Genomic DNA, 20,969 nt, shown 5'->3' on the forward strand with positions numbered 1-20,969 from the left:
TGACAGCGGAGAGCGAGGCGCGGGCTTGCGTTACGCCGTCAGCCCGCGCTGCTCCGCCAGCTCCTTCAGCGACACTTGCGGGCGCGCGCCGATGTGCTGGATCACTTCGGCGGCCGCAAGCGCGCCGAGCTCGCCGCACTGCTTGTACGGCAGGTTGCGCGCCAGGCCATAGAGGAAGCCGGCGGCGAAGAGATCGCCGGCGCCTGTGGTGTCGACGAGCTTGGCGATGGGAGCCGCCGGCGCGGCGACGGCGTCTTCCGCCGAGACGACCATGCAGCCCTTCTCGCTGCGGGTGACCACGCCGAGATTGACGTCGTTGCGCAGCTGCTTCAGCGCCGTGTCGAAGTCCGAGGTCATGTAGAGCGAATGCAGCTCGGACTCATTGGCAAAGACGATGTCGACGGTGCCGTTGCGCATCAAGGACAGGAACTCGTCGCGATAGCGATCGACGCAGAAGGAATCCGACAATGTCAGCGCCACCTTGCGCCTCGCGTCATGAGCGATCTTGGCCGCCTTGACGAAGGCCTCCTTGGCGTTCTTGGGGTCCCAGAGATAGCCCTCGAGATAGACGATCCCGGCGCTCGCGATCTCGGCCGGATCGATGTCAGCCGGCGACAGATCCTGCGCCGCGCCGAGATAGGTGTTCATGGTGCGCTCGCCATCGCCCGTGACCAGGATGTAGGAGCAGCCGGTGGCGGGACCATCCTTCGCGGCGGGCGTGTTGAAGGCAACGCCGGCGGCACGGATGTCGTGGACGTAGAGCTTGCCGATCTGGTCGTCCTTGACCTTGCCGACATAGGCGGCGCGGGCGCCTAGGCTGCCGATGCCGACGATGGTGTTGGCGGCAGATCCCCCCGAGACTTCCGTCGCCGGGCCCATGTCCTGGTAGATGGCGGCGGCCCGCGCCTCGTCGATCAGCGACATGCTGCCCTTGGTCATGCCGTGCTTGGCGAGAAAAGCCTCGTCGGTCCTGACCAGCACGTCGAACAGCGCGTTGCCGATCCCGAGAACGTCATATTTCACGTCAGCCATTCACCTTGATCCTGTTTGGCGGATTGCGATTGCCGGGAAAATCCGCTTCCTGTCGGCCTGAAATCTGGCTCGCGGCCTATCACGACCCGGCCTTCGCGGGCAAGCCACGGTATTATGCACGCGCAATGATCCGCTCCTTCCTGACCGTCTCGACGGGAACACTGGCCTCGCGACTGCTGGGCTTTGCGCGCGATTCCATGATTGCCGCCCTGCTCGGCACCGGCGCCGTGGCGGACGCCTTTCTGGCGGCGTTCCAGCTCGTCAACGTGGTGCGGCGGCTGCTCAGCGAAGGGGCCCTGAACGCGGCGCTGATCCCGGCCTGGCTGCGCGTCCGGGATCGCGACGGCGAGGTGGCCGCCTCCGCCTTCGCGGGACGCGTGCTCGGCACGGTCAGCGCGGCCCTGATCGCGATCTCGGTCGTCATTGCGCTGCTGATGCCGCTGATCATCACGGTGATCGCGCCGGGATTTCTCGGCAGCAGCAGCCTCGATCTCGCCGTCCAGAACGCGCGGCTGATGCTGCCCTATCTCGCTTTCGCCGGCCCCGTCACCGTGCTGATGGGGCTGCTCAACGCGCAGGGGCGTTTTGCGCTCACGGCGTTCTCGCCGCTGCTGTTCAACATCGCCCTGATCGCCGCAATCGCGACGCTGCTGGCCTGGCATGCCGATGCGACCTTCGCGGCGTGGATGCTGGCGGCGACCGTCGGCATCGCCGGGCTACTGCAACTCGCCATGTTGCTGTCGCAGCGAAGCGGACGGCTTGCCGCACCGTTGCGCGCAAGCTTCGACAAGGAGATGCGCGGCTTCTTCGCCAAGGCCATTCCCGGCATGATCGCAAGCTCGGGCCCGCAATGGCTGATGGTGGCCGGTGCGATCATCGCTTCGGCGACGCCCTCTGCCGTCTCCTGGCTCTATTTCGCCAACCGCCTGATCGAGCTGCCGCTCGGCATCGTCGGCGTCGCCATGGGAACGGTGCTGGTGCCGGAGCTCACGCGCGCCGTCACCGGCGGCGACCGCGACGCGGTGGCGCATGCGGAATCGCGCGCGCTGGAACTTGCGACCGGGCTCGCGCTGCCGGCAACCCTCGGCCTGATCGTGCTGGCCGAGCCGATCGTGCGGCTGCTGTTCCAGCATGGCGCCTTCGGCGCCGATGACAGCACGGCCACCGCGCGCGCGCTGATGTGGCTGGCGCTGGGCCTGCCGGCCCACGTGCTGATCAAGGCGCTGTCACCGGCCTTCTATGCCCGCAGCGACACGATGACGCCGCTGCTCGCAACGGCCAAGGGTTTTGTGGTCGCGGTCGCGCTTGCGGTTCTGCTCGGCCATTTCTTCGGCGCAAGCGGGATCGCCGCGAGTATCGCGGCCGGCGCCTGGAGCAGCGCGCTCTCGCTGCTGCGGAAGGGCACGGGCGAATTCGGCTTCTCGGTCGACACCGCCGCCCGCAAGCGACTGCCGCGGATCGTGCTCGCCGCTTCCGCCATGGGCGCCCTGCTCTGGCTGACCGCTGGCCTGGTGCCGCCCGAAGCGCATGGCGTCATCCAATTCATCGTGCTGGGCGTGCAGATCGCGGCCGGAATCGCCGTCTACGGCCTGCTCCTGCAAATCCTCGGCGCGGCCTCCTGGCGCGAGGCGGCTGCCGCCTTGCGGCGGCCCGCCTAGCCCGACCTCGGCGCGCAGGATGATCGAATTGCCCTTGACGAGGCAGCGCCGCTGTTGGAAACGACGGCCGGTACCTTCCAGGAAAGCTTGCCATGCCATTCGTTGAACGGGTCTTCTCGGGCGTCCAGCCGACGGGCAATTTGCATCTCGGCAATTACCTCGGCGCGATCGTCAACTTCGTGAAGATGCAGGAAACCCATAACTGCATCTATTGCGTCGTCGACATGCACGCGATCACGCAGGGCGTGGACGTCTGGGGCGGACCGGTCGAGCTCGCGCGCAACACCCGCGAGGTGACCGCCGCGTTCATCGCGAGCGGCATCGATCCAAAGAAGCACATCGTGTTCAACCAGAGCCAGGTCTCGGGTCATGCCGAGCTCGCCTGGATATTCAACTGCGTCGCGCGCATGGGCTGGCTCGGCCGCATGACCCAGTTCAAGGAGAAGGCCGGCAAGGACCGCGAGAACGCCTCCGTCGGGCTGTTCGACTATCCAGTGCTGATGGCGGCCGACATCCTGCTGTACCGCGCCACCCATGTGCCGGTCGGCGAGGACCAGAAGCAGCATCTCGAGCTCTCGCGCGACATCGCGCAGAAGTTCAACAACGACTTCGGTGACTCGATCCGCGCCCAGGGCACCAATGACGGCCTGTTCTTCCCGCTGCCGGAACCCTTCATCACGGGCCCGGCGACGCGCGTGATGAGCTTGCGCGACGGCACCAAGAAGATGTCGAAGTCGGATGCCTCGGACAATTCGCGCATCAACCTCACCGACGACGCCGACACCATCGCGCAGAAGATCCGCAAGGCGAAGACCGATCCGGAGCCGCTTCCGACCGAGGAGAAAGGCCTGGAAGCCCGGCCCGAGGCCGACAATCTCGTCGGCATCTTCGCGGCGCTCGCCGACCGCTCCAAGGCCGACGTGCTCAGGGATTTCGGCGGCGGACAGTTCTCCAGCTTCAAGAACGCGCTGGCGGAGCTGTGCGTCACCAAGCTCGCGCCGATTGCCGGCGAGATGAAGCGCCTCGTCGCCGACCCCGGCCATATCGACGCGATCCTGAACGAGGGTTCCGACCGGGCCCGCGCGATCGCCGACGAGACCATGAAGCTCTCGAAGGACATCGTCGGCTTCATCCGCCGGCGCTGATTGTCGCATTCGCAAAACGCGGCCGGCGCGCCGACGTCGGCCGCTTCCCCTCTCCCAAACGTTGCGGGAGTGTGGCAGCATGCCGGCCGCGCACACGCCGGGACATGCATGACCAGCAAGCGACTTTGCTTCGAGCCGGGTCACAAGCCCAAATGCCTCGTCATCGTCGACGACACCGCCGAATGGGACCGCGCGGTCTACTACGCCAGCCGCTGGGCGATCCGCGCCGGCGGCGGGGTGGTGATGCTGCGCATCATCGAGCCCGAGCAGCGGACCCAGGAATGGCTTGGTGTCGCCGACATCATGCGCGCCGAGGCGCATGAGGCGGCGGAAGCCGCGCTCGACCGCGCCGCCGGCCGCGCCAACGGCATTGCCGCGATCACGCCGGAGCGGGTGATTCGCGAAGGGGCCGCGATGGAACAGCTGCTCGCGGTGATCGACGAGGACCCCGACATCGCCATGCTGGTGCTCGCCGCCAATCCCGGCGCGGAAGGTCCGGGACCCCTGGTCGCGCTGCTCGCGCATGAGCTGGGCACGTTCCCGGTGCCGGTGACGATCATCTCCGGCGCGCTGAGCGACCAAAGCGTGGATTCGCTGTCGTAGGCCGGGCGCTCGTCATGCCCGGGGCTTGTCCCGGGCATCCACGTTTTTGGTTCCGCGAAGTAAGGCGTGGATGGCCGGGACAAGCCCGGCCATGACGAGGTTGGAATATCTTGGCACCTTAACCCACTGATATAACAACGGAACGGCCATCTCGCCCCTTGATCGTGCGTTCCCCGTCGCCATCTGCTAGTGGATAGCTTGCGCGCCGGCCTTGAACCGGCGACGTCTGGAGAAAACCATGTTCATTCAAACCGAAGCCACCCCCAATCCCGCCACGCTGAAATTCATTCCCGGCCGCGTCGTGGTCGACGGCAGCCCGATGGAATTTGCGAGCCGCGAATCGGCAGCGCGTTCGCCGCTCGCCGAAAAGCTGTTCGAGGTGCCCGGCGTCACCGGCGTGTTCTACGGATCGGACTTCATCACCGTGACCAAGGCGAACGGTGAATGGCAGCAGCTCAAGCCCGCGATCCTCGGTGCCATCATGGAGCACTACATGTCGGGCGCGCCGCTGCTCGCCGACGGCGCCGCGCAAAGCGATGCCGATCTCGACGACGAGGACGAGTTCTTCGACGAGGCCGATGCCGAGACGGTCGACATGATCAAGGACCTGATCGAGACCCGGGTGCGGCCGGCGGTCGCCAATGACGGCGGCGACATCACCTTCCGCGGCTTCAAGGACGGCATCGTCTATCTCAACATGAAGGGCGCCTGCTCCGGCTGCCCGTCATCGACCGCGACGCTCCAGCACGGCATCCAGAACCTGCTCAAGCATTTCGTACCCGACGTGGTCGAAGTCCGGCCGATGTGACGACGAAGTCGTCATTCCGGGGCGGTCCGAAGGACCGAGCCCGGAATCTCGAGATTCCGGGTCTGGTGCTGACGCACCATCCCGGAATGACAGCTTGCGTGGGGCATTTTGGAGGCCTGCAAATCGTGCGTGATGAATGGCGGATTGGCGCGTGGTTCGCTACACTACTCGTTATTCGCCACTCGCCATTCGCGTTCTCATGCTGATCCTTGCCATCGATACCGCGCTCGAGGCGTGCGCGGCCGCCGTGCTCGATACCGACGCCGGCGAGCTGCTTGCGCAGGAGCAGCTTCTCATGAAGCGCGGCCACGCCGAGGCGTTGATGCCGATGATCGCGCGCGTCATGCAATCGGCCAATCTTTCCTTCACCGCGCTCGACCGCATCGCCGTCACCGTCGGCCCGGGAAGCTTCACGGGCCTCCGCGTCGGCATTTCGGCAGCGCGCGGCCTTGCACTCGCGGCCAAGCGGCCGGCCGTCGGGCTGACGACGTTGTCGGCCTATGCCGCCACCGTCGTCGGCCAGAGCAAATCGGCCCCGGTCATCTCCGCTATCGATGCGCGGCACGATCACGTCTATTTCCAGATCGTCGCCGGCGACGGCAGCCAGCTGGTGCGGCCGGGCGTCGTCTCCGTCGACGAGGCGATCGCGGCCTCGCAATTCGGCGCACCGCATCTGGTCGGCAATGCCGCAAACATCCTTGCCGATCGCTGGCCGAAGGATGCACCGCAGCCGGTCGCGGTCGACGCGCAGCCCGCGCCCGATATCGGCTGGGTCGCATGGCTTGGCGCTGCCGCCGATCCCGAGACAAATCCGGCGCGGCCATTCTATCTGCGCGCCCCCGATGCAAAACCGGCAACGCAGCCGCCGCTCGCAGCTCAAGCCGCAACTTCATGATGAGCTGGCTGTCGGAATGGTGGCGCGGCGGCACGGCCGCCGTCGAGCCGGCTTCCGCGCGCGATGCCGCGCGGCTCGCGCAGCTTCATGGCGCCTCCTTCGCGCACGGCTGGGGCGAAGGCGAATTCGAGAGCATGATGAGCGAGCGCAATACGCTGGTGCATCGGCTGCGCCTCGGCCGCAAGACCATCGGCTTTGCGGTGTCGCGGATCGGCGCGGACGAAGCGGAGATCCTCTCGATCGCGGTTGACCGGGCCCATCGCGGCCGCGGCCTCTCCCACACGCTGCTGATGAGCCATCTCGGCCACCTCGCCGGGCGCGGCGTGCGCACGATATTTCTCGAGGTCGAGGAAAACAACCAGCCGGCACGGCGGCTCTACGCGAGGTGCGGATTCATGGTGGTCGGCCGCCGCGAACGCTACTATAAACAGCCGAACGGGGAACAATTGAACGCCCTTCTGATGCGGCGTGACTTGTCGTAACATTGATGGCAGAAAGCGCCCCGTCAGGCAGACAGATCATGACCGCACTGAAACCTTCTTCTGCATCCAAGGCGTCCGGCATCGAGGCGCGCTGTGCCGCCACCGGCATGCGCATGACCGAGCAGCGCCGCGTCATCGCCCGCGTGCTCGCGGAGGCGGTCGATCATCCCGACGTCGAGGAATTATACCGCCGCTGCGTCGCCGTCGACGACAAGATCTCGATCTCAACCGTGTATCGCACCGTCAAGCTGTTCGAGGATGCCGGCATCATCGAACGCCATGACTTTCGCGAGGGACGCGCGCGCTACGAGACGATGCGCGACAGCCATCACGACCACCTCATCAATCTGCGCGACGGCAAGGTGATCGAGTTCACCTCCGAAGAGATCGAGAAGCTCCAGGCGGAGATCGCCCGCAAGCTCGGCTACAAGCTGGTCGACCACCGGCTCGAGCTCTATTGCGTCCCGCTCGACGACGACAAGCCCACAAGCTAAGTGCCCGTCGATCTCATCATCTTCGACTGCGATGGCGTGCTCGTGGACAGCGAGGTGATCTCCTGTCGCGCGCATGCGGATGTGCTGACCCGCCACGGCTATCCGATCACCTCGGAGGAGGTACTAATCCGCTTTCTCGGCGTATCCGAGAAGGACGCGCGGCGGATGGTCGAGCAGGAAATCGGCCGCAGCCTCCCCGACGATCTGGAGAGCCAAGTGAATGCGGCCACGCTGCAATTCTACGCCAGCGACTTGCAGCCGATCACCCATGTGGCCGCGGCGATCGCCGCAATCGATCTACCGAAATGCGTCGCATCGAGCGGCACGCCGGAGAAGATCCATCACGGCCTGACGTGCGCCGGGCTCTACGACCTGCTCGCGCCGAACATCTTTTCCGCGAGCCAGGTCGCCCGCGGCAAGCCCGCGCCCGACCTGTTCCTGTTTGCCGCCGCGCAGATGAAGGTCGCCCCGGAGCGCTGCCTCGTGATCGAGGACAGCCTTCCCGGAGTGACCGGCGCGCACGCCGCCGGGATGACCGTGCTGGGCTTTCACGGCGGCAGCCATTGCCCGCCGGGGCACGCCGAAAGGCTGCGGGCCGCCGGCGCCGGACTGACGTTCGACGATATGCGGCAATTGCCGGAGCTGGTCCGGCGGGTCGAGGCGGACGCTTTGGCGGGCTGATTTCGCCCCCTTGCCCGTCATTCCGGGGCACGCGCAAGGCGCGTGAACCGGGAATCCCGTGCTTTTGGAGCGATTCCGGGTTCGCCCGCCTTGCGGGCGCCCCGGAATGACCGCCTCGGGCTCCATTCGCTGGATTTTCCCCCCTCCAGCCTATATCTGAGGGCCGTCCTCCACCTCCATTTTCGGGTTCCATGACGCCGCCGCGCAAGCTGCACATCAAATCATATGGCTGCCAGATGAACGTCTACGATGCCCAGCGCATGGTGGACACGCTGGCTCCGGAAGGATTCGTGGAGACGGCCAGCGCCGAGGACGCCGACCTCGTCATCCTCAACACCTGCCATATCCGCGAGAAGGCCTCCGAGAAGGTCTATTCCGAGCTCGGCCGGCTGCGCGTCGCCAAGGACGAGGCCGCCCGCGGGGGCCGCGCGATGCAGATCGCCGTCGCAGGCTGCGTGGCGCAGGCCGAGGGTGAGGAGATCGTGCGCCGGGCGCCGGTGGTTGACGTCGTGGTCGGCCCGCAGAGCTATCATCACCTGCCGGAGCTGCTGAAGCGGGCCGGCAACGAAGGCCGCGCGGTCGAGACCGAATTTCCCGCGGCCGACAAGTTCGGCTTCCTGGCCCAGCCGAAACCCGATGCGATCCGCGCGCGCGGCATTTCCGCCTTCGTCACGGTGCAGGAAGGCTGCGACAAGTTCTGCACCTTCTGCGTCGTGCCCTATACGCGCGGCGCCGAAGTGTCGCGCCCGGTGGCCAGGATCGTCGACGACGTGAAGCGGCTCGCCGACAACGGCGTGCGCGAGCTCACGCTGATCGGGCAGAACGTCAACGCCTATCACGGCGACGGACCCGACGGAAAAAGCTGGCCACTCGGCCGGCTGCTCGAACACCTGGCAGGGATTCCCGGCATCGCGCGGCTGCGCTATTCGACCAGCCATCCCCGCGACGTCGATGACAGCCTGATTGCGGCCCATCGCGATCTCGCGGCCCTGATGCCGTTCGTGCACCTGCCGGTGCAGTCGGGCTCGGACCGGATTCTGGCCGCCATGAACCGCAAACATACCGCCGATGATTATCGGCGTGTCATCGACCGTTTCCGGGCCGCGCGCCAAGACATTGCTTTTTCATCAGATTTTATCGTCGGATTCCCGGGTGAAAGTGAGCAAGATTTTCTCGCCACCCTCGCGCTTGTCACGCAAATCGGCTACGCTGCCGCTTATTCGTTCAAATACTCCGCCCGGCCGGGAACGCCGGCCGCGGATATGCAGGAGACGGTGTCCCCCGCCGAGATGGACCAGCGATTGGAGCGGCTCCAGGAACTGATCGACAGCCAGCAATCGGCCTTCAACAAGGCCGCGATTGGCTCAACCGTCGATGTGCTGTTCGAGCGTCCGGCGCGCAAGGACGGCCAGATCGTCGGCCGCACCGCCTTCCTCCAGCCCGCGCATGTGATGGCCTCGCCCGGCATCATCGGACAAATCCTTCCGGTGCGGATCGACAGCCTCGAACGCTACAGCTTCCTAGGGGAGCTCGTCACACCGCGCGTTGCGCGCGAGCCCGCTTTATCACCCATCGCCACTGGAGCCTGAACCCTTGCCAAAAAGCGCATCGGATTCGTCTTCTATCGCTCCCAGCCGCAAATTTGACCGCGACATGCAAGTTCCGCCCGAAACCCAGGTCGTCATCGACTTCGACGACAACCGCGCCGCATCCGCACTGGTCGGCCCGTACGGCCAGCACCTCGCGCAGATCGAGCGCCGGCTCGGCGTCGTCGTCGATTCCAAGGGCAACCACATCACCATCGGCGGCACGCGCGACGGTTGCGATGCCGCGCGCCGCGTGCTGGAGGTGCTCTACGCCCAGGCGGTGAAGGGGCAGGATCTCGACCAGGGCGAGGTCGAGGGCGCGATCCGCGCCGTGATCGCACAGGGCTCCCTGTTCGAGTTCGACGCCAAATCGGCCAAAACGACCTTCGACAGCATCAACTTGCGTAAACGCCCGGTGCGCGCGCGCACCGCCGCGCAGGACTCCTACATCCGCGCGCTGAAGCGCCACGAACTGGTGTTCGGCATTGGACCTGCCGGTACAGGCAAGACCTGGCTCGCGGTCGCGCATGCCGCGCAACTGTTCGAGCGCAAGGAAGTCGACAAGATCATCCTGTCGCGCCCGGCGGTGGAAGCCGGCGAGCGGCTCGGCTTCCTGCCCGGCGATCTCCGTGAGAAGGTCGATCCCTATCTACGCCCGATCTACGACGCGCTCTACGACCTCATGGACGCACGCATCGTCGAGCGAGCGCTGCAAACCGGCGAGATCGAGATCGCGCCGCTCGCCTTCATGCGCGGCCGCACGCTGACCAACGCCGCCATCATCCTGGACGAGGCGCAGAACACAACATCGATGCAGATGAAGATGTTCCTGACCCGCCTCGGCGAGAACAGCCGCATGATCGTGACCGGCGATCCCTCGCAGATCGACCTGCCGAACGGCCAGACCTCGGGCCTCGCCGAGGCAACCCGCCTGCTGAACGGCGTCGAAGGCATTGCACAAGTTCATTTCAAAGCCGAGGACGTGATCCGCCACGAACTCGTGGCGCGGATCGTCTCCGCCTATGAAGGGCAGCCGCAGCGGCCGGCCGCCGGTAAATCCTGACGGGACAACAACCGGACCATATGGGCGCGGACGCGAGCGCCTTTTCGTTCCGAACAAAGACAATGTCACACCCCAACCTTCCCATGACCGAGGTCCTCGTCGTCGCCGATTGCTGGCAGCGCGAACCCGATTCCGAAGCCGTGATCCAGCGCGCGGTCGCGGCCGCCGCCGAGAGTGTCGACGAAGACGTCGCGGAGGCGGAAGTGGCGGTGATGCTGACCGACGATGCCGGCATCCGCACGCTCAACAGCAACTGGCGTGGCATCGACAAGCCGACCAACGTGCTGTCGTTTCCCGCGCTCCAGCCGGAGGGCGAATGGAAGGAAGGCGATGCGCCGCGCATGCTCGGCGACATCGCGATCGCCTACGAGACCATGCGGCGCGAGGCGGACGAGGAAAAGAAGCCGTTCGACCACCATCTGAGCCATCTGGCCGTGCACGGTTTCCTGCACCTGATCGGCTACGACCACGAGAACGACGACGACGCGGAGGAGATGGAAGCGCTGGAGACGCAGATCCTGGCCCATCTCGGCATTCCCGATCCCTATGCCGACCGCCCGGGGACGCACTGAGATGCCGGATTCCGACCCGATCCACGACAATCCCCGCAACACGCCCAATTTGCCGGTCGTGGTGGCACCCGGCGAGGTGCTGCGTCCGACCGCCGAAGGCTGGCTGCTGCGCGCGATCCGCACGCTGTTCGGCTGGAAGGCGGGGTCGGTGCGCGACGATCTCCAGGTCGTGCTCGACGCCTCGACGCCCGACGACACCGGCTTCTCCGCCGTCGAGCGCACCATGCTGCGCAACATCCTCGGTCTGCACGAGCGCCGCATCGCCGACGTCATGGTGCATCGCGCCGACATCATCGCGGTGAAGCGCGACATTCCGCTCGGCGAGCTGATGGACCGCTTCGAAAGCGCCGGCCATTCGCGCCTCGTCGTCTACAACGAGACGCTCGACGATCCCGTCGGCATCGTCCACATCCGCGACCTGCTCGCGTTCATGACCGCGCGGGCACGCGTGTCGGACGCCACCAAGACCAAGCGCAAGAAGCCGCTGCCGGCCGGCCTCGACCTTCGTACCGTCGATCTCGCGATGCCGCTCGAGGACGCGCGCATCATTCGCAAGCTGCTCTACGTGCCGCCGTCGATGCGGGCGATCGACCTGCTCGCGCAGATGCAGGCCACGCGCATCCACCTGGCGCTGGTGGTCGACGAATATGGCGGCAGCGACGGGCTGGTCTCGCTCGAGGACATCGTCGAGCAGATCGTCGGCGAGATCGACGACGAGCACGACAGCGACGAGCCGCCCTCGATCGTGCGCCTGCCCGACAACGCCTTCATCGCCGACGCCCGCGCCAGCCTCGATGACGTCCGCACCGTGATCGGCGCGGACTTCGTCACCGGCGAAGCCGGCGAGGAAGTCGAGACGCTGGGCGGCTATCTCGTCAGCTTCGTCGGGCGCCTGCCGGTGCGCGGCGAGGTGATCTCGGGCCCCGGCAACTATGAGGTCGAGGTACTCGATGCCGATCCGCGCCGCGTCAAGCGGCTGCGCATCTCGACGCGGAAGGAACGCCCCGCGCCGCGCACCCAGCGCGAGAGCCGACGCCGCGAGAGCGCGCCGGAGAGCGGTCAACCGCCGGCCAGTGATACGCCGACCCCGCCGCCAAGCGACGGGACCGGCCCGCAGTGAGCGCGTTCCAGCGACTCCGGCAGATTGCGTTTGCCATCATCCTCACCTGGGGATGGAAGCGCGCCCTCGTCGCCATAACCGCCGGCGCGCTGTCGGTGCTGGCGCTGGCGCCGTTCAATCTCTTCCCCGTGCTGTTCATCACTTTCCCGGTGCTGGTCTGGCTGATCGACGGCGCCGGCGCGGGGCGATACCGCGGCATCCCCGCCGCGGCGCTGACCGGCTACTGGTTCGGGCTCGGCTATTTCGTCCCCGGCCTCTACTGGATCGGCTATGCCTTCTTCGTCGACGCCGATGTGTTCGCCTGGCTGACGCCGTTCGCCGTGCTGGGCCTGCCGGCCTATCTTTCCATCTTCACTGCGATCGGATTTGCGCTCGCCCGCCTGCTCTGGACCAAGAACGCCACGCGCGTGCTTGCGCTCGCGGCAAGCCTCACCATCGCCGAATGGCTGCGCGGTCACGCGCTGACCGGCTTTCCCTGGAACGCGTTCGGCTATGCGCTGTCCGAGCCGTTGCCGCTGGCGCAGACGGCGTCGCTGATCGGCCTGTGGGGCATGACGTTCCTGACTGTTGCGATCTTTGCAAGCCCCGCGACGCTGATCGACCGCACGCCCGATCGCCGCGTGGCGTGGCGCGCGCCGGCCGCGGCAGTCGCGCTTCTGATTGCCATGAGCATCTTCGGCGCGATCCGCCTGTCGCTGCATCCGACCACGATGGTCGCGGGCGCCAAGCTGCGCCTGATGCAGCCGAACCTCCAGCAGGACGCGAAGTTCAACTACGCCGCCAAGACGGAGGTGATGAAGAAATACCTGGCGCTGTCGGACCGCGCCTCCGGACCGCAATCGACCGGCGTGCGCGATGCCACCATCCTGATCTGGCCGGAATCCGCCTTTCCGTTCTTCCTGACCCGCGAAGCCGACGCGATGGCCGAGATCGCCGAGCTGCTGCCGAAGGGCACGGTGCTGATCACGGGCTCGGTTCGCGCGCCCGATCTGCCGCGGGGAACGCCGATCACGCGTGCCTATAATTCGATCTACGTGATCGATCACGACGGCAGCGTGCTCGCGGTCTACGACAAGCTGCACCTGGTGCCGTTCGGAGAATTTCTTCCCTACCAGGATCTGATGGAGAAGCTCGGCTTCGAGCAGCTCACGCGTGTGCGCGGCGGCTTCATCGCCGGCACCGTGCGGCACGCGCTGCCGATGCCCGGCGCGCCGTCAGCGCTGCCGCTGATCTGCTACGAAGCGATCTTTCCCGGCGAGGTTGCCGGTCGCAACGAACGTCCGGGCTGGATCGTGAACCTCACCAATGACGGCTGGTTCGGCATCTCGACCGGACCCTATCAGCATCTGGAGCAGGCGCGGATGCGCGCGATCGAACTCGGCTTGCCGCTGGTCCGCTCCGCCAATACCGGCATCTCCGCGGTGATCGATCCGGTGGGGCGAACCGTCGCCAGCCTCGGTCTCGGCGTCGAAGGCATTTTGGATGCAAGCCTGCCCGCCGCGATCCCGCCGACGATCTATGCACGGGTGGGCGACGTGCCCGCGGCCGTGCTCGTCGCGCTGGCCGTGCTTCTCGCGGTCCGCCGACGTGTGGCCAAACGGCACCCCTGATCCCGCCGTCACCGCCGAAGCGGCCGGAATCCTTTGACAACCGCGGTCCCACGGTTGACAGACTGCACGCGGGTTCCTCATTCTGCACCAGCTGCAAAAGACAGTGGGCATTGCTAAATTTCTCCGCAATGTTTCCCAATAACAGGGTCTGATTTTTATGATGCTGGCACCTGAGGCATTCCGTCGATTGCGCTGAGGGTGGTGTTTGGAGGCTGAGGAAATGTCGAAAGCGCCCAACCCTGTTGACAAATATGTCGGCAGCCGCGTGCGCATGCGCCGCATCATGTTGGGCATGAGCCAGGAAAAGCTCGGTGAAGCTTTGGGCCTGACTTTCCAGCAGATCCAGAAATACGAGAAGGGCACGAACCGGGTCGGCGCGAGCCGCATCCAGCAGATTGCCGAAATTCTCCAGGTGCCGGTGTCGTTCCTGTTCGAAGGCGGACCGAGCGGTGTGGCCGGCCCGAACGGCTTCGCGGAAGGCGCCTCGCCCTCTTACGTCTCGGACTTCCTCGCGACCTCCGAGGGACTCGCTTTGACCAAGGCGTTCACGCGAATCACTGATGCGAAGATGCGCCGCTCGATCGTCGATCTCGTCGAGCAGATCGCGGCACGCGAAGGTCCCGACAAGCGCTGAGGCGCGCCAGCTCAATCGATTTGAGGCTGCGCCAAATCTGGCCTATGTCGTCATTTGCGGCCGCGCTTTGACGCGCGTCCTCCCGGATGATGCGATTCAAAGGCATAGATGCGCCCATGACGAACTCCAACTGGTTCGATAACCAAACTATTCTCGACGGCATCCGGCGCTGGGTGGAGATCGAGACGCCGACAGAGGCGCCTGAACAGGTCAACAGGCTGGTGTCGTTGGTCGCGGATCATTATCGCGATCTGCCTGTCACGCTCGAGCGCATCGCCGGCGTCGACGGCTGCGGCGATCATCTGCTGGCACGCTCGGCCTGGGGCCAGGACCGGCCCGGCATCCTGGTGCTGAGCCACCTCGATACCGTTCATCCCCTGGGATTCATCGAGCGCCTGCCGTTCAAGGTCGAAGGCGACAGCGCGTTCGGTCCCGGCATCTACGACATGAAGGGCGGCGCCTACATCGCCCATCACGCGTTTCGCGCGCTTTGCGCCACGGCCGAGCGCTCGCCACTCGGCATCACCCACTTGTTCACCTCCGACGAGGAGATCGGCAGCCCCACCTCGCGTGCGCTGATCGAGAAGGAAGGGCGCAAGGCCAAATACGTGCTGGTGACGGAGCCGGCACGCGACGGCGGCAAGATCGTCACCGGACGCAAGGGCGTCGGACGCTTCCAGGTGTTCATCAAAGGCGTGCCGGCGCATGCCGGCTCGCGACCCGAAGATGGTCGCAGCGCCGTCCGCGAGCTCGCCAATATCATCCTGACGCTGGAAGGGATGAACGACCCGGCGCGCGGCGTCTCCGTGAATGTCGGTGTGGTGCGCGGCGGCACGCGCCCCAACGTGACGCCGGAAGAGGCCTATGCCGAAATCGATCTGCGCGTGCCGAGCTTCACCGATGCGGACGAATTCGTCGGCAAGATCCTCGCCCTGAGGTCGAAGACGAACGGCGTCACCGTCAGGGTCACCGGCGAGCTCAATCGTCCGCCCTACGAGAAGGGCAATGCAGGTGCCTCGCTGTACGAGCATGCCAGGACGCTCGCCACGGAGATCGGCTTCGAACTGATCGACACCTACACGGGCGGCGGCTCGGACGGCAATTTCACCGCTCCCCACACCGGCACGCTCGACGGGCTCGGCGTCGACGGCAAGGGCGCACACACCCATTATGAGCAGCTCTATGTCTCGTCGCTCGAACCGCGCGCGCGGCTGCTCTATCGCCTGTATCAGACGCTGCGATGAGCGAACGCAAGTCAGATCCCGATCGCGATGACAGCGAGCGCGCCTTCTTCGGGCGCCGCAAGGGCCACAAGCTCAGGCAGCACCAGGCCGAGCTGATCGATCATCTGCTGCCGCATCTTGCGCTCGACATCGCGGGCGAGGCGCCGGGGAATGCGTGCGAGATCTTCGATCCCGCGGCGAGCGACGTGCGGCTCGAGATCGGCTTCGGCGGCGGCGAGCATCTTGCGGCCGAGGCGCAGAACTTCGCCACGACCGGCTTCATCGGCTGCGAGCCCTATGTCAACGGCATGGCGAAGATCCTCGCGCAGATCGAGGCCGGCAACATCGCCAACATCCGCCTGTTCGCGGGCGATGCCGCCGAGCTCCTGGCCTGGCTGCCGAAGGCCTCGCTGTCGCGGATCGACCTGATCCACCCGGATCCCTGGCCGAAGCGGCGGCACTGGAAGCGGCGCTTCGTCCAGGACAGGACCATCGCCGCAATGGCGCGCGTGCTGAAGGTCGGCGGCGAATTCCGCTTCGTCTGCGACATCGACGATTACTGCGCCTGGACGCTGTCGCATCTTGCGCGCTCGGCGGACTTCAAATGGCTTGCGGAGCGCGCCGACGATTTCCGGCAGCCATGGGACGGCTACACGATGACGCGCTACGGCCGGAAGGCCGCGCGCGAAGGACGCAAGGCCGCGTATTTGCGGTTCAGAAGAAGCTGATTGTCGTTCCGGGGCGCGCGAAGCGCGAACCCGGAACCTCGAGATTCCGGGTTCGATGCTTCGCATCGCCCCGGAATGACCAACACAGTAACTTCAGATCGTCTGCCGGTTGCGCCAGAAATTCACGACGCGTTCCGCCGTCGTCGGCATCAGGCGCGTGAAGTTCATGCGGGCGGCCTCGATGTCGGCATCGGCCGGCGTGCGATGCGGACCGTACCAGAGCAGGATGAGCGCGCGCACCGTGGGCCAGCCGAGATTGAGCACGCGCCCCAGAATCAGAATCGGATCGTAGCGGTCGCCCGCGATCAGGCGGTCGAGGATCGAGAGGCGGACGCCGGACATCGCCGAGAGCGAGGCGATCGCTTCCTCGTATTTGTTTGCCTTGGCAAAGCCGAGCAGCGCGCTCTCGCCGAGATGGCCCTCGCGATGCAAGCCGAGCACCGTGCGCTGTGCCGCCGTGAAATCGCGCCGCGGCCCGGGCGGCAGCGCGGCCTCCTCGATGGCCGCCATGGCGCGCTTGATCTCGACCTGGCGCACGGGATTGACCACGCTGGAGAGACGGCGGCGAATGACGTCGAGCGTGCCGTTGAGCAGCTCTTTCAGGTGCTCGCCCGAAAGATCGTTGCGCTGGCCGATCTTGAGCGTCAGCACGCCGTCCTGCGCGGCACGCTTGATCAGCTCGGAATAGCCGCCGGGTGAGAACATCGCACCGGCATTGCCTGCGGCGCGACGCACCACGTCGCGATCGCCGCGCTCGACCAGTACGTCGGTGACGACAGACGACAGGGCGGGACGCTCCGTCATCGCCAGCAGATGACCCTGGCCCTTCAGCCGCGCGATCTCGACCAGCGCCGCTTCGTCGAGCACGGGCGAGCGGCGCAACACAGGGGCCGCCACCATGATCTCGTTTTCGCGCGCGAACTGGTTCACCAGGTGCCGCGGCGCGTTGTCCAGGCGCGAAAAGCGCTCGGCGAGATCGACGCGCGAGGCGAGCTCGGCATGCGGGACGAGATCAATCAGGAGATCGTCGAAGAGATCTATGAGCTCGGGACGGAGCTTGGCGGGATCCTGGAAGAACAGCTCGGCGATGGCACGCGCGATCTCGCCACGGCGCCGGGGGTCGCCGCGTTTGACGATATCGTCCAGTCCGGGAATGAGCGACGTGGCAACGGTCATGAAAACGCAAACTCGTACAGGGCACGCCGCGGGTGCGCCCTTGGTCCAAGTCGCCCCACAATCAGGGAATTTAGGCCCCGTTGATGAAGGAAGCGTTGCGCGGGGGGCCGTTGGAAAGGCGCAAAAAGCCTCGCCTGCCCTGCGATGGGCCTTGTCCGCGAGGGTGGAAAGGGCTATATCAGCGCCAATTCATCTTCTCATACGATCCGCGTAGTGAGAGTGGGCCCGAAAGGACCCGCTCTTTTTTATTACCTGAGCGCGGCTTGGCGGAAGATGCGGCCCGGCGAGCTGCCGGGAGAGTTCCGAAGCGGGCTTTGAAATCGTAACCAAGCCTTAACCATCGAGCGCCTTGACCCTGGATATGACCGAACCGACCGTTGGTTCCACGGATGCCGAGTTGCTGGCCGAGCCGAGGCTCGTGGTCGAGCCGGGCGTCGCGGCACGGGTGTCCGCGGTGGCGGGTCCCGTGCTCCAGGGCATGGGCTACCGCCTGGTGCGGATCCGCATTTCCGGCGAGGCCGGCTGCACCGTGCAGATCATGGCCGAGCGCCCGGACGGCTCGATGCAGATCGAGGATTGCGAGGCGATCTCGCGGGCGCTGTCGCCCGTGCTCGACGTCGCCGACCCCATCGATCGCGCCTATCGGCTGGAAATCTCCTCGCCGGGGATCGATCGCCCCCTGGTGCGGCGTTCCGATTTCGAGCGCTATGCCGGACATCTGGTGAAGGTCGAGATGGCGGTCGCCCATGAGGGGCGGAAGCGGTTCCGCGGCATGATCGGCGCTGTCGAAGGCGACCGCGTGCATCTGCAGCGCGACGACGTCAAGGCGGGCGAGGAACGCAACGTTCTCCTGACGATGGAGGACATCAGCGAGGCCCGGCTGGTACTGACCGACGAGCTGATCGCGGAATCGATGCGCCGTGGCAAGGCCGCGGCGCGCGAGATGCGCCGCAATCTCGGCCTGGAGCCGCCGGCTGCGCCTCACGCGAAAATCAGCGAAAAAACGACCAAGAACACCAAGCCGAAGAAGAAGCCGGCACCGACCAATACGAAGAAACATCGCTTGGCCGCCGAACGCGCGCGGCGCGGCGAGATCGAGCCTGACGAAGGAGACTAGCCATGGCAGTCAGCGCCAATCGACTTGAACTGCTCCAGATCGCCGATGCCGTCGCGCGCGAGAAATCGATCGACCGCGGCATCGTCATCGCGGCGATGGAGGACGCCATCGCCAAGGCGGCGCGGGCCCGTTACGGCAGCGAAACTGACGTTCACGCCGAGATCGACCCGAAGAAGGGCGAGCTGCGGCTGTCGCGCCACATGCTGGTGGTCGAGAAGGTCGAAAACCACTCCAACCAGATTTCGCTGGTGGATGCGCAGCGCGCCAATCCCGGCGCCCAGGTCGGTGACACCATCGCCGACACCCTGCCGCCGCTCGAATATGGCCGCATCGCTGCGCAGTCGGCCAAGCAGGTGATCGTGCAGAAGGTGCGCGAGGCCGAGCGCGACCGGCAATATCAGGAATTCAAGGACCGCATCGGCGACATCGTCAACGGCGTCGTCAAGCGCGTCGAATATGGCAGCGTGATCGTCGATCTCGGCCGCGGTGAAGCCATCATCCGCCGCGACGAGATGCTGCCGCGCGAAGTGTTCCGCAACGGCGACCGCGTCCGCGCCTATATCTTCGACGTCCGCCGCGAGACCCGCGGCCCGCAGATCTTCCTCTCCCGCACCCATCCGCAGTTCATGGCGAAGCTGTTCGCGCAGGAAGTGCCGGAAATCTATGACGGCATCGTCGAGATCAAGGCGGTTGCCCGCGATCCCGGCTCGCGCGCGAAAATCGGCGTGATTTCCCGCGATTCCTCGGTCGATCCGGTCGGCGCCTGCGTCGGCATGCGCGGCTCGCGCGTGCAGGCCGTGGTGAACGAATTGCAGGGCGAGAAGATCGACATCATTCCCTGGTCGCCCGACATCGCGACCTTCGTGGTCAACGCGCTGGCGCCGGCCGAAGTCTCCAAGGTCGTCATCGACGAAGACCGCGAGCGCATCGAGGTCGTGGTGCCCGATACCAACAACCAGCTCTCGCTGGCGATCGGCCGCCGCGGCCAGAACGTGCGCCTCGCCTCGCAGCTCACCGGCTGGGATATCGACATCCTGACCGAGCAGGAGGAATCGGAGCGCCGCCAGGCCGACTTCGAGAACTCCACCCGCGTCTTCATGGAATCGCTCAACGTCGACGAAGTGGTCGGCCAGCTGCTGGCGTCCGAAGGCTTCACCTCGGTCGAGGAACTCGCCATGGTGGACATCAAGGAGCTCGCCGGCATCGAGGGTTTTGACGAGGAGACCGCGCAGGAGCTCCAGAACCGCGCCCGCGAATATCTCGAGCAGCAGGAAGCCGAGCTCGAGGCCAAGCGCGTGGAACTCGGCGTCGAGGACGCTCTCAAGGACGTGCCCGGCGTCACCTCGAAGATGCTGGTCAAGTTCGGCGAGAACGACATCAAGACCGTCGACGACCTCGCCGGCTGCGCCACCGACGATCTGGTCGGCTGGACCGAGCGCAAGGAAGGTGGCGAAACCACCAAATATCCGGGTGCGCTCGACGGTATCGAGATTTCCCGTGACGATGCCGAAGCGATGATCATGCAGGCCCGCGTCAAGGCCGGCTGGATCACCGAGGCCGATCTCGCCAAGCCCGCTGAAGAGGCTGAGGCGAGCGAAGATCAGCCGGCTTAAGGACGAAGGAGAATGTCGCCCGGATGCTCGCAGATACTGACCACGATCTCGACCATGGGCCGCGGACCGAAAGGTCCGCGACCATGCGGATGTGCGCGGTCAGCCGCGAGGTCCGGCCGATCGACGAGCTGATCCGTTTCGTCGTCTCGCCGGAAGGGCACATAGTTCCCGATCTCAAGCGCAAGCTGCCCGGACGCGGCATGTGGATCACCGCCTCGCGCGAGGTGGTTGCGGAAGCGGTGCGGCGTCACCAATTTAGCAAGGCCTTCAAGCGCGAGCTGCGCACCCCTCAGACGCTTCCCGCCGACATCGAGGCGCTCCTGGTCCGGAGCGTGACGGAAGCCCTTGGGATTGCCGCCAAGGCGGGCCAGGTCGTGGCCGGCTTCGGCAAGGTCGAGAGCGCGCTTCGGGAAGGCACGGTCGAGGTCCTGATCCACGCCAGCGACGGGGCCGCGGACGGAATCCGCAAATTGGACATGCTGGCGCGTCAAAATGCCGGAAATCGCGGCGCCAAGCCGCAGATTCCCGTCGTGACCGGACTGAAATCGATAGAATTGGATTTGGCACTGACCCGGTCAAATGTGATACATGCTGCGCTGCTCGCGGGCCCGGCGAGCAGGTCATTCCTGTCACGTAGCCAGATGCTGGTCCGATACCGGATGGCGGACGATGACAAGACTGCCGAAAAGCGCGGCCAGGATTTCTGAGAGACAACGACCAACCGACATT

21 protein-coding genes are annotated in these 20,969 nt (G+C 65.9%); 19 read left to right on the forward strand and 2 right to left on the reverse strand.

Annotated elements, in window-relative coordinates:
- Positions 1-30 precede the first annotated feature (30 nt).
- A complete protein-coding gene (locus AB5K84_RS00130; RefSeq protein ID WP_011083626.1) occupies positions 31-1,032 on the reverse strand; it encodes an adenosine kinase in 1,002 nt (333 codons plus the stop codon).
- 125 nt (positions 1,033-1,157) lie between these two features.
- On the opposite strand from AB5K84_RS00130, the gene murJ reads away from it, so the two are divergent.
- From murJ to AB5K84_RS00210, 16 genes are all read left to right on the forward strand, one after another.
- Positions 1,158-2,690 carry a murein biosynthesis integral membrane protein MurJ gene (gene murJ, locus AB5K84_RS00135; RefSeq protein WP_011083625.1) on the forward strand — a complete coding sequence of 511 codons (1,533 nt, stop codon included), beginning with the start codon at positions 1,158-1,160 and terminating at the stop codon, positions 2,688-2,690.
- 92 nt (positions 2,691-2,782) lie between these two features.
- The gene (trpS, locus tag AB5K84_RS00140; protein WP_011083624.1) at positions 2,783-3,835 is read left to right on the forward strand and encodes a tryptophan--tRNA ligase; all 1,053 of its coding nucleotides are present in this window, start codon (positions 2,783-2,785) and stop codon (positions 3,833-3,835) included.
- A 108-nt stretch (positions 3,836-3,943) separates the two neighbouring features.
- A complete protein-coding gene (locus AB5K84_RS00145) occupies positions 3,944-4,438 on the forward strand; it encodes a universal stress protein (RefSeq protein ID WP_038965167.1) in 495 nt (164 codons plus the stop codon).
- A gap of 238 nt (positions 4,439-4,676) precedes the next feature.
- The gene (locus AB5K84_RS00150; protein WP_011083622.1) at positions 4,677-5,246 is read left to right on the forward strand and encodes a NifU family protein; all 570 of its coding nucleotides are present in this window, start codon (positions 4,677-4,679) and stop codon (positions 5,244-5,246) included.
- A 199-nt stretch (positions 5,247-5,445) separates the two neighbouring features.
- Positions 5,446-6,141, forward strand: a complete 696-nt coding sequence (gene tsaB / locus AB5K84_RS00155) for a tRNA (adenosine(37)-N6)-threonylcarbamoyltransferase complex dimerization subunit type 1 TsaB (RefSeq protein ID WP_011083621.1) — start codon at positions 5,446-5,448, stop codon at positions 6,139-6,141.
- A complete protein-coding gene (gene rimI / locus AB5K84_RS00160) occupies positions 6,138-6,623 on the forward strand; it encodes a ribosomal protein S18-alanine N-acetyltransferase (RefSeq protein WP_011083620.1) in 486 nt (161 codons plus the stop codon). Before tsaB ends, rimI begins: the two co-directional genes overlap by 4 nt.
- Before the next feature lie 38 nt (positions 6,624-6,661).
- Positions 6,662-7,117: a Fur family transcriptional regulator gene (locus tag AB5K84_RS00165; RefSeq protein ID WP_011083619.1), complete on the forward strand. Its 456-nt coding sequence runs from the start codon at positions 6,662-6,664 to the stop codon at positions 7,115-7,117.
- On the forward strand, positions 7,118-7,798 hold the full coding sequence (locus AB5K84_RS00170) for an HAD family hydrolase (protein WP_011083618.1): 681 nt from the start codon (positions 7,118-7,120) through the stop codon (positions 7,796-7,798).
- Positions 7,799-7,989: 191 nt separating this feature from the next.
- Entirely contained in the window at positions 7,990-9,387 is a 1,398-nt protein-coding gene (gene miaB / locus AB5K84_RS00175; protein ID WP_011083617.1) for a tRNA (N6-isopentenyl adenosine(37)-C2)-methylthiotransferase MiaB, read from the forward strand.
- Positions 9,388-9,451: 64 nt separating this feature from the next.
- The gene (locus AB5K84_RS00180) at positions 9,452-10,447 is read left to right on the forward strand and encodes a PhoH family protein (RefSeq protein ID WP_011083616.1); all 996 of its coding nucleotides are present in this window, start codon (positions 9,452-9,454) and stop codon (positions 10,445-10,447) included.
- Between the two features lie 62 nt (positions 10,448-10,509).
- Positions 10,510-11,019, forward strand: coding sequence for an rRNA maturation RNase YbeY (ybeY, locus tag AB5K84_RS00185; protein ID WP_038965162.1), 510 nt, complete (start codon positions 10,510-10,512; stop codon positions 11,017-11,019).
- 1 nt (position 11,020) lies between these two features.
- Positions 11,021-12,139 (forward strand): hemolysin family protein, encoded by a 1,119-nt coding sequence (locus AB5K84_RS00190; RefSeq protein WP_028172525.1) that lies wholly within the window; start codon positions 11,021-11,023, stop codon positions 12,137-12,139.
- Entirely contained in the window at positions 12,136-13,749 is a 1,614-nt protein-coding gene (gene lnt, locus AB5K84_RS00195) for an apolipoprotein N-acyltransferase (RefSeq protein WP_441232364.1), read from the forward strand. The genes AB5K84_RS00190 and lnt overlap by 4 nt, the downstream gene beginning before the upstream one ends.
- A 220-nt stretch (positions 13,750-13,969) precedes the next feature.
- Positions 13,970-14,383, forward strand: a complete 414-nt coding sequence (locus tag AB5K84_RS00200; RefSeq protein ID WP_011083612.1) for a helix-turn-helix domain-containing protein — start codon at positions 13,970-13,972, stop codon at positions 14,381-14,383.
- Positions 14,384-14,469: 86 nt separating this feature from the next.
- On the forward strand, positions 14,470-15,627 hold the full coding sequence (locus AB5K84_RS00205) for a M20 family metallopeptidase (RefSeq protein WP_011083611.1): 1,158 nt from the start codon (positions 14,470-14,472) through the stop codon (positions 15,625-15,627).
- Positions 15,624-16,334, forward strand: coding sequence for a tRNA (guanine(46)-N(7))-methyltransferase TrmB (locus AB5K84_RS00210; protein WP_011083610.1), 711 nt, complete (start codon positions 15,624-15,626; stop codon positions 16,332-16,334). Before AB5K84_RS00205 ends, AB5K84_RS00210 begins: the two co-directional genes overlap by 4 nt.
- 93 nt (positions 16,335-16,427) lie before the next feature.
- On the opposite strand, the gene AB5K84_RS00215 is transcribed toward AB5K84_RS00210, so the two are convergent.
- Entirely contained in the window at positions 16,428-17,510 is a 1,083-nt protein-coding gene (locus AB5K84_RS00215; protein ID WP_011083609.1) for a DUF2336 domain-containing protein, read from the reverse strand.
- Positions 17,511-17,871: 361 nt separating this feature from the next.
- Between AB5K84_RS00215 and rimP the strand changes: the two genes are divergently transcribed.
- From rimP to AB5K84_RS00230, 3 genes are read left to right on the forward strand one after another with little or no spacing between them, the layout of a single operon-like run.
- Positions 17,872-18,627 (forward strand): ribosome maturation factor RimP, encoded by a 756-nt coding sequence (rimP, locus tag AB5K84_RS00220; protein WP_011083608.1) that lies wholly within the window; start codon positions 17,872-17,874, stop codon positions 18,625-18,627.
- 2 nt (positions 18,628-18,629) lie between these two features.
- Positions 18,630-20,240: a transcription termination factor NusA gene (gene nusA / locus AB5K84_RS00225; RefSeq protein ID WP_011083607.1), complete on the forward strand. Its 1,611-nt coding sequence runs from the start codon at positions 18,630-18,632 to the stop codon at positions 20,238-20,240.
- Between the two features lie 23 nt (positions 20,241-20,263).
- Positions 20,264-20,947, forward strand: coding sequence for an RNA-binding protein (locus AB5K84_RS00230; protein WP_011083606.1), 684 nt, complete (start codon positions 20,264-20,266; stop codon positions 20,945-20,947).
- The last annotated feature ends 22 nt before the right edge of the window (positions 20,948-20,969 follow it).

Source organism: Bradyrhizobium sp. 1200_D9_N1_1 (assembly GCF_052075915.1).
Lineage (GTDB): Bacteria > Pseudomonadota > Alphaproteobacteria > Rhizobiales > Xanthobacteraceae > Bradyrhizobium > Bradyrhizobium diazoefficiens.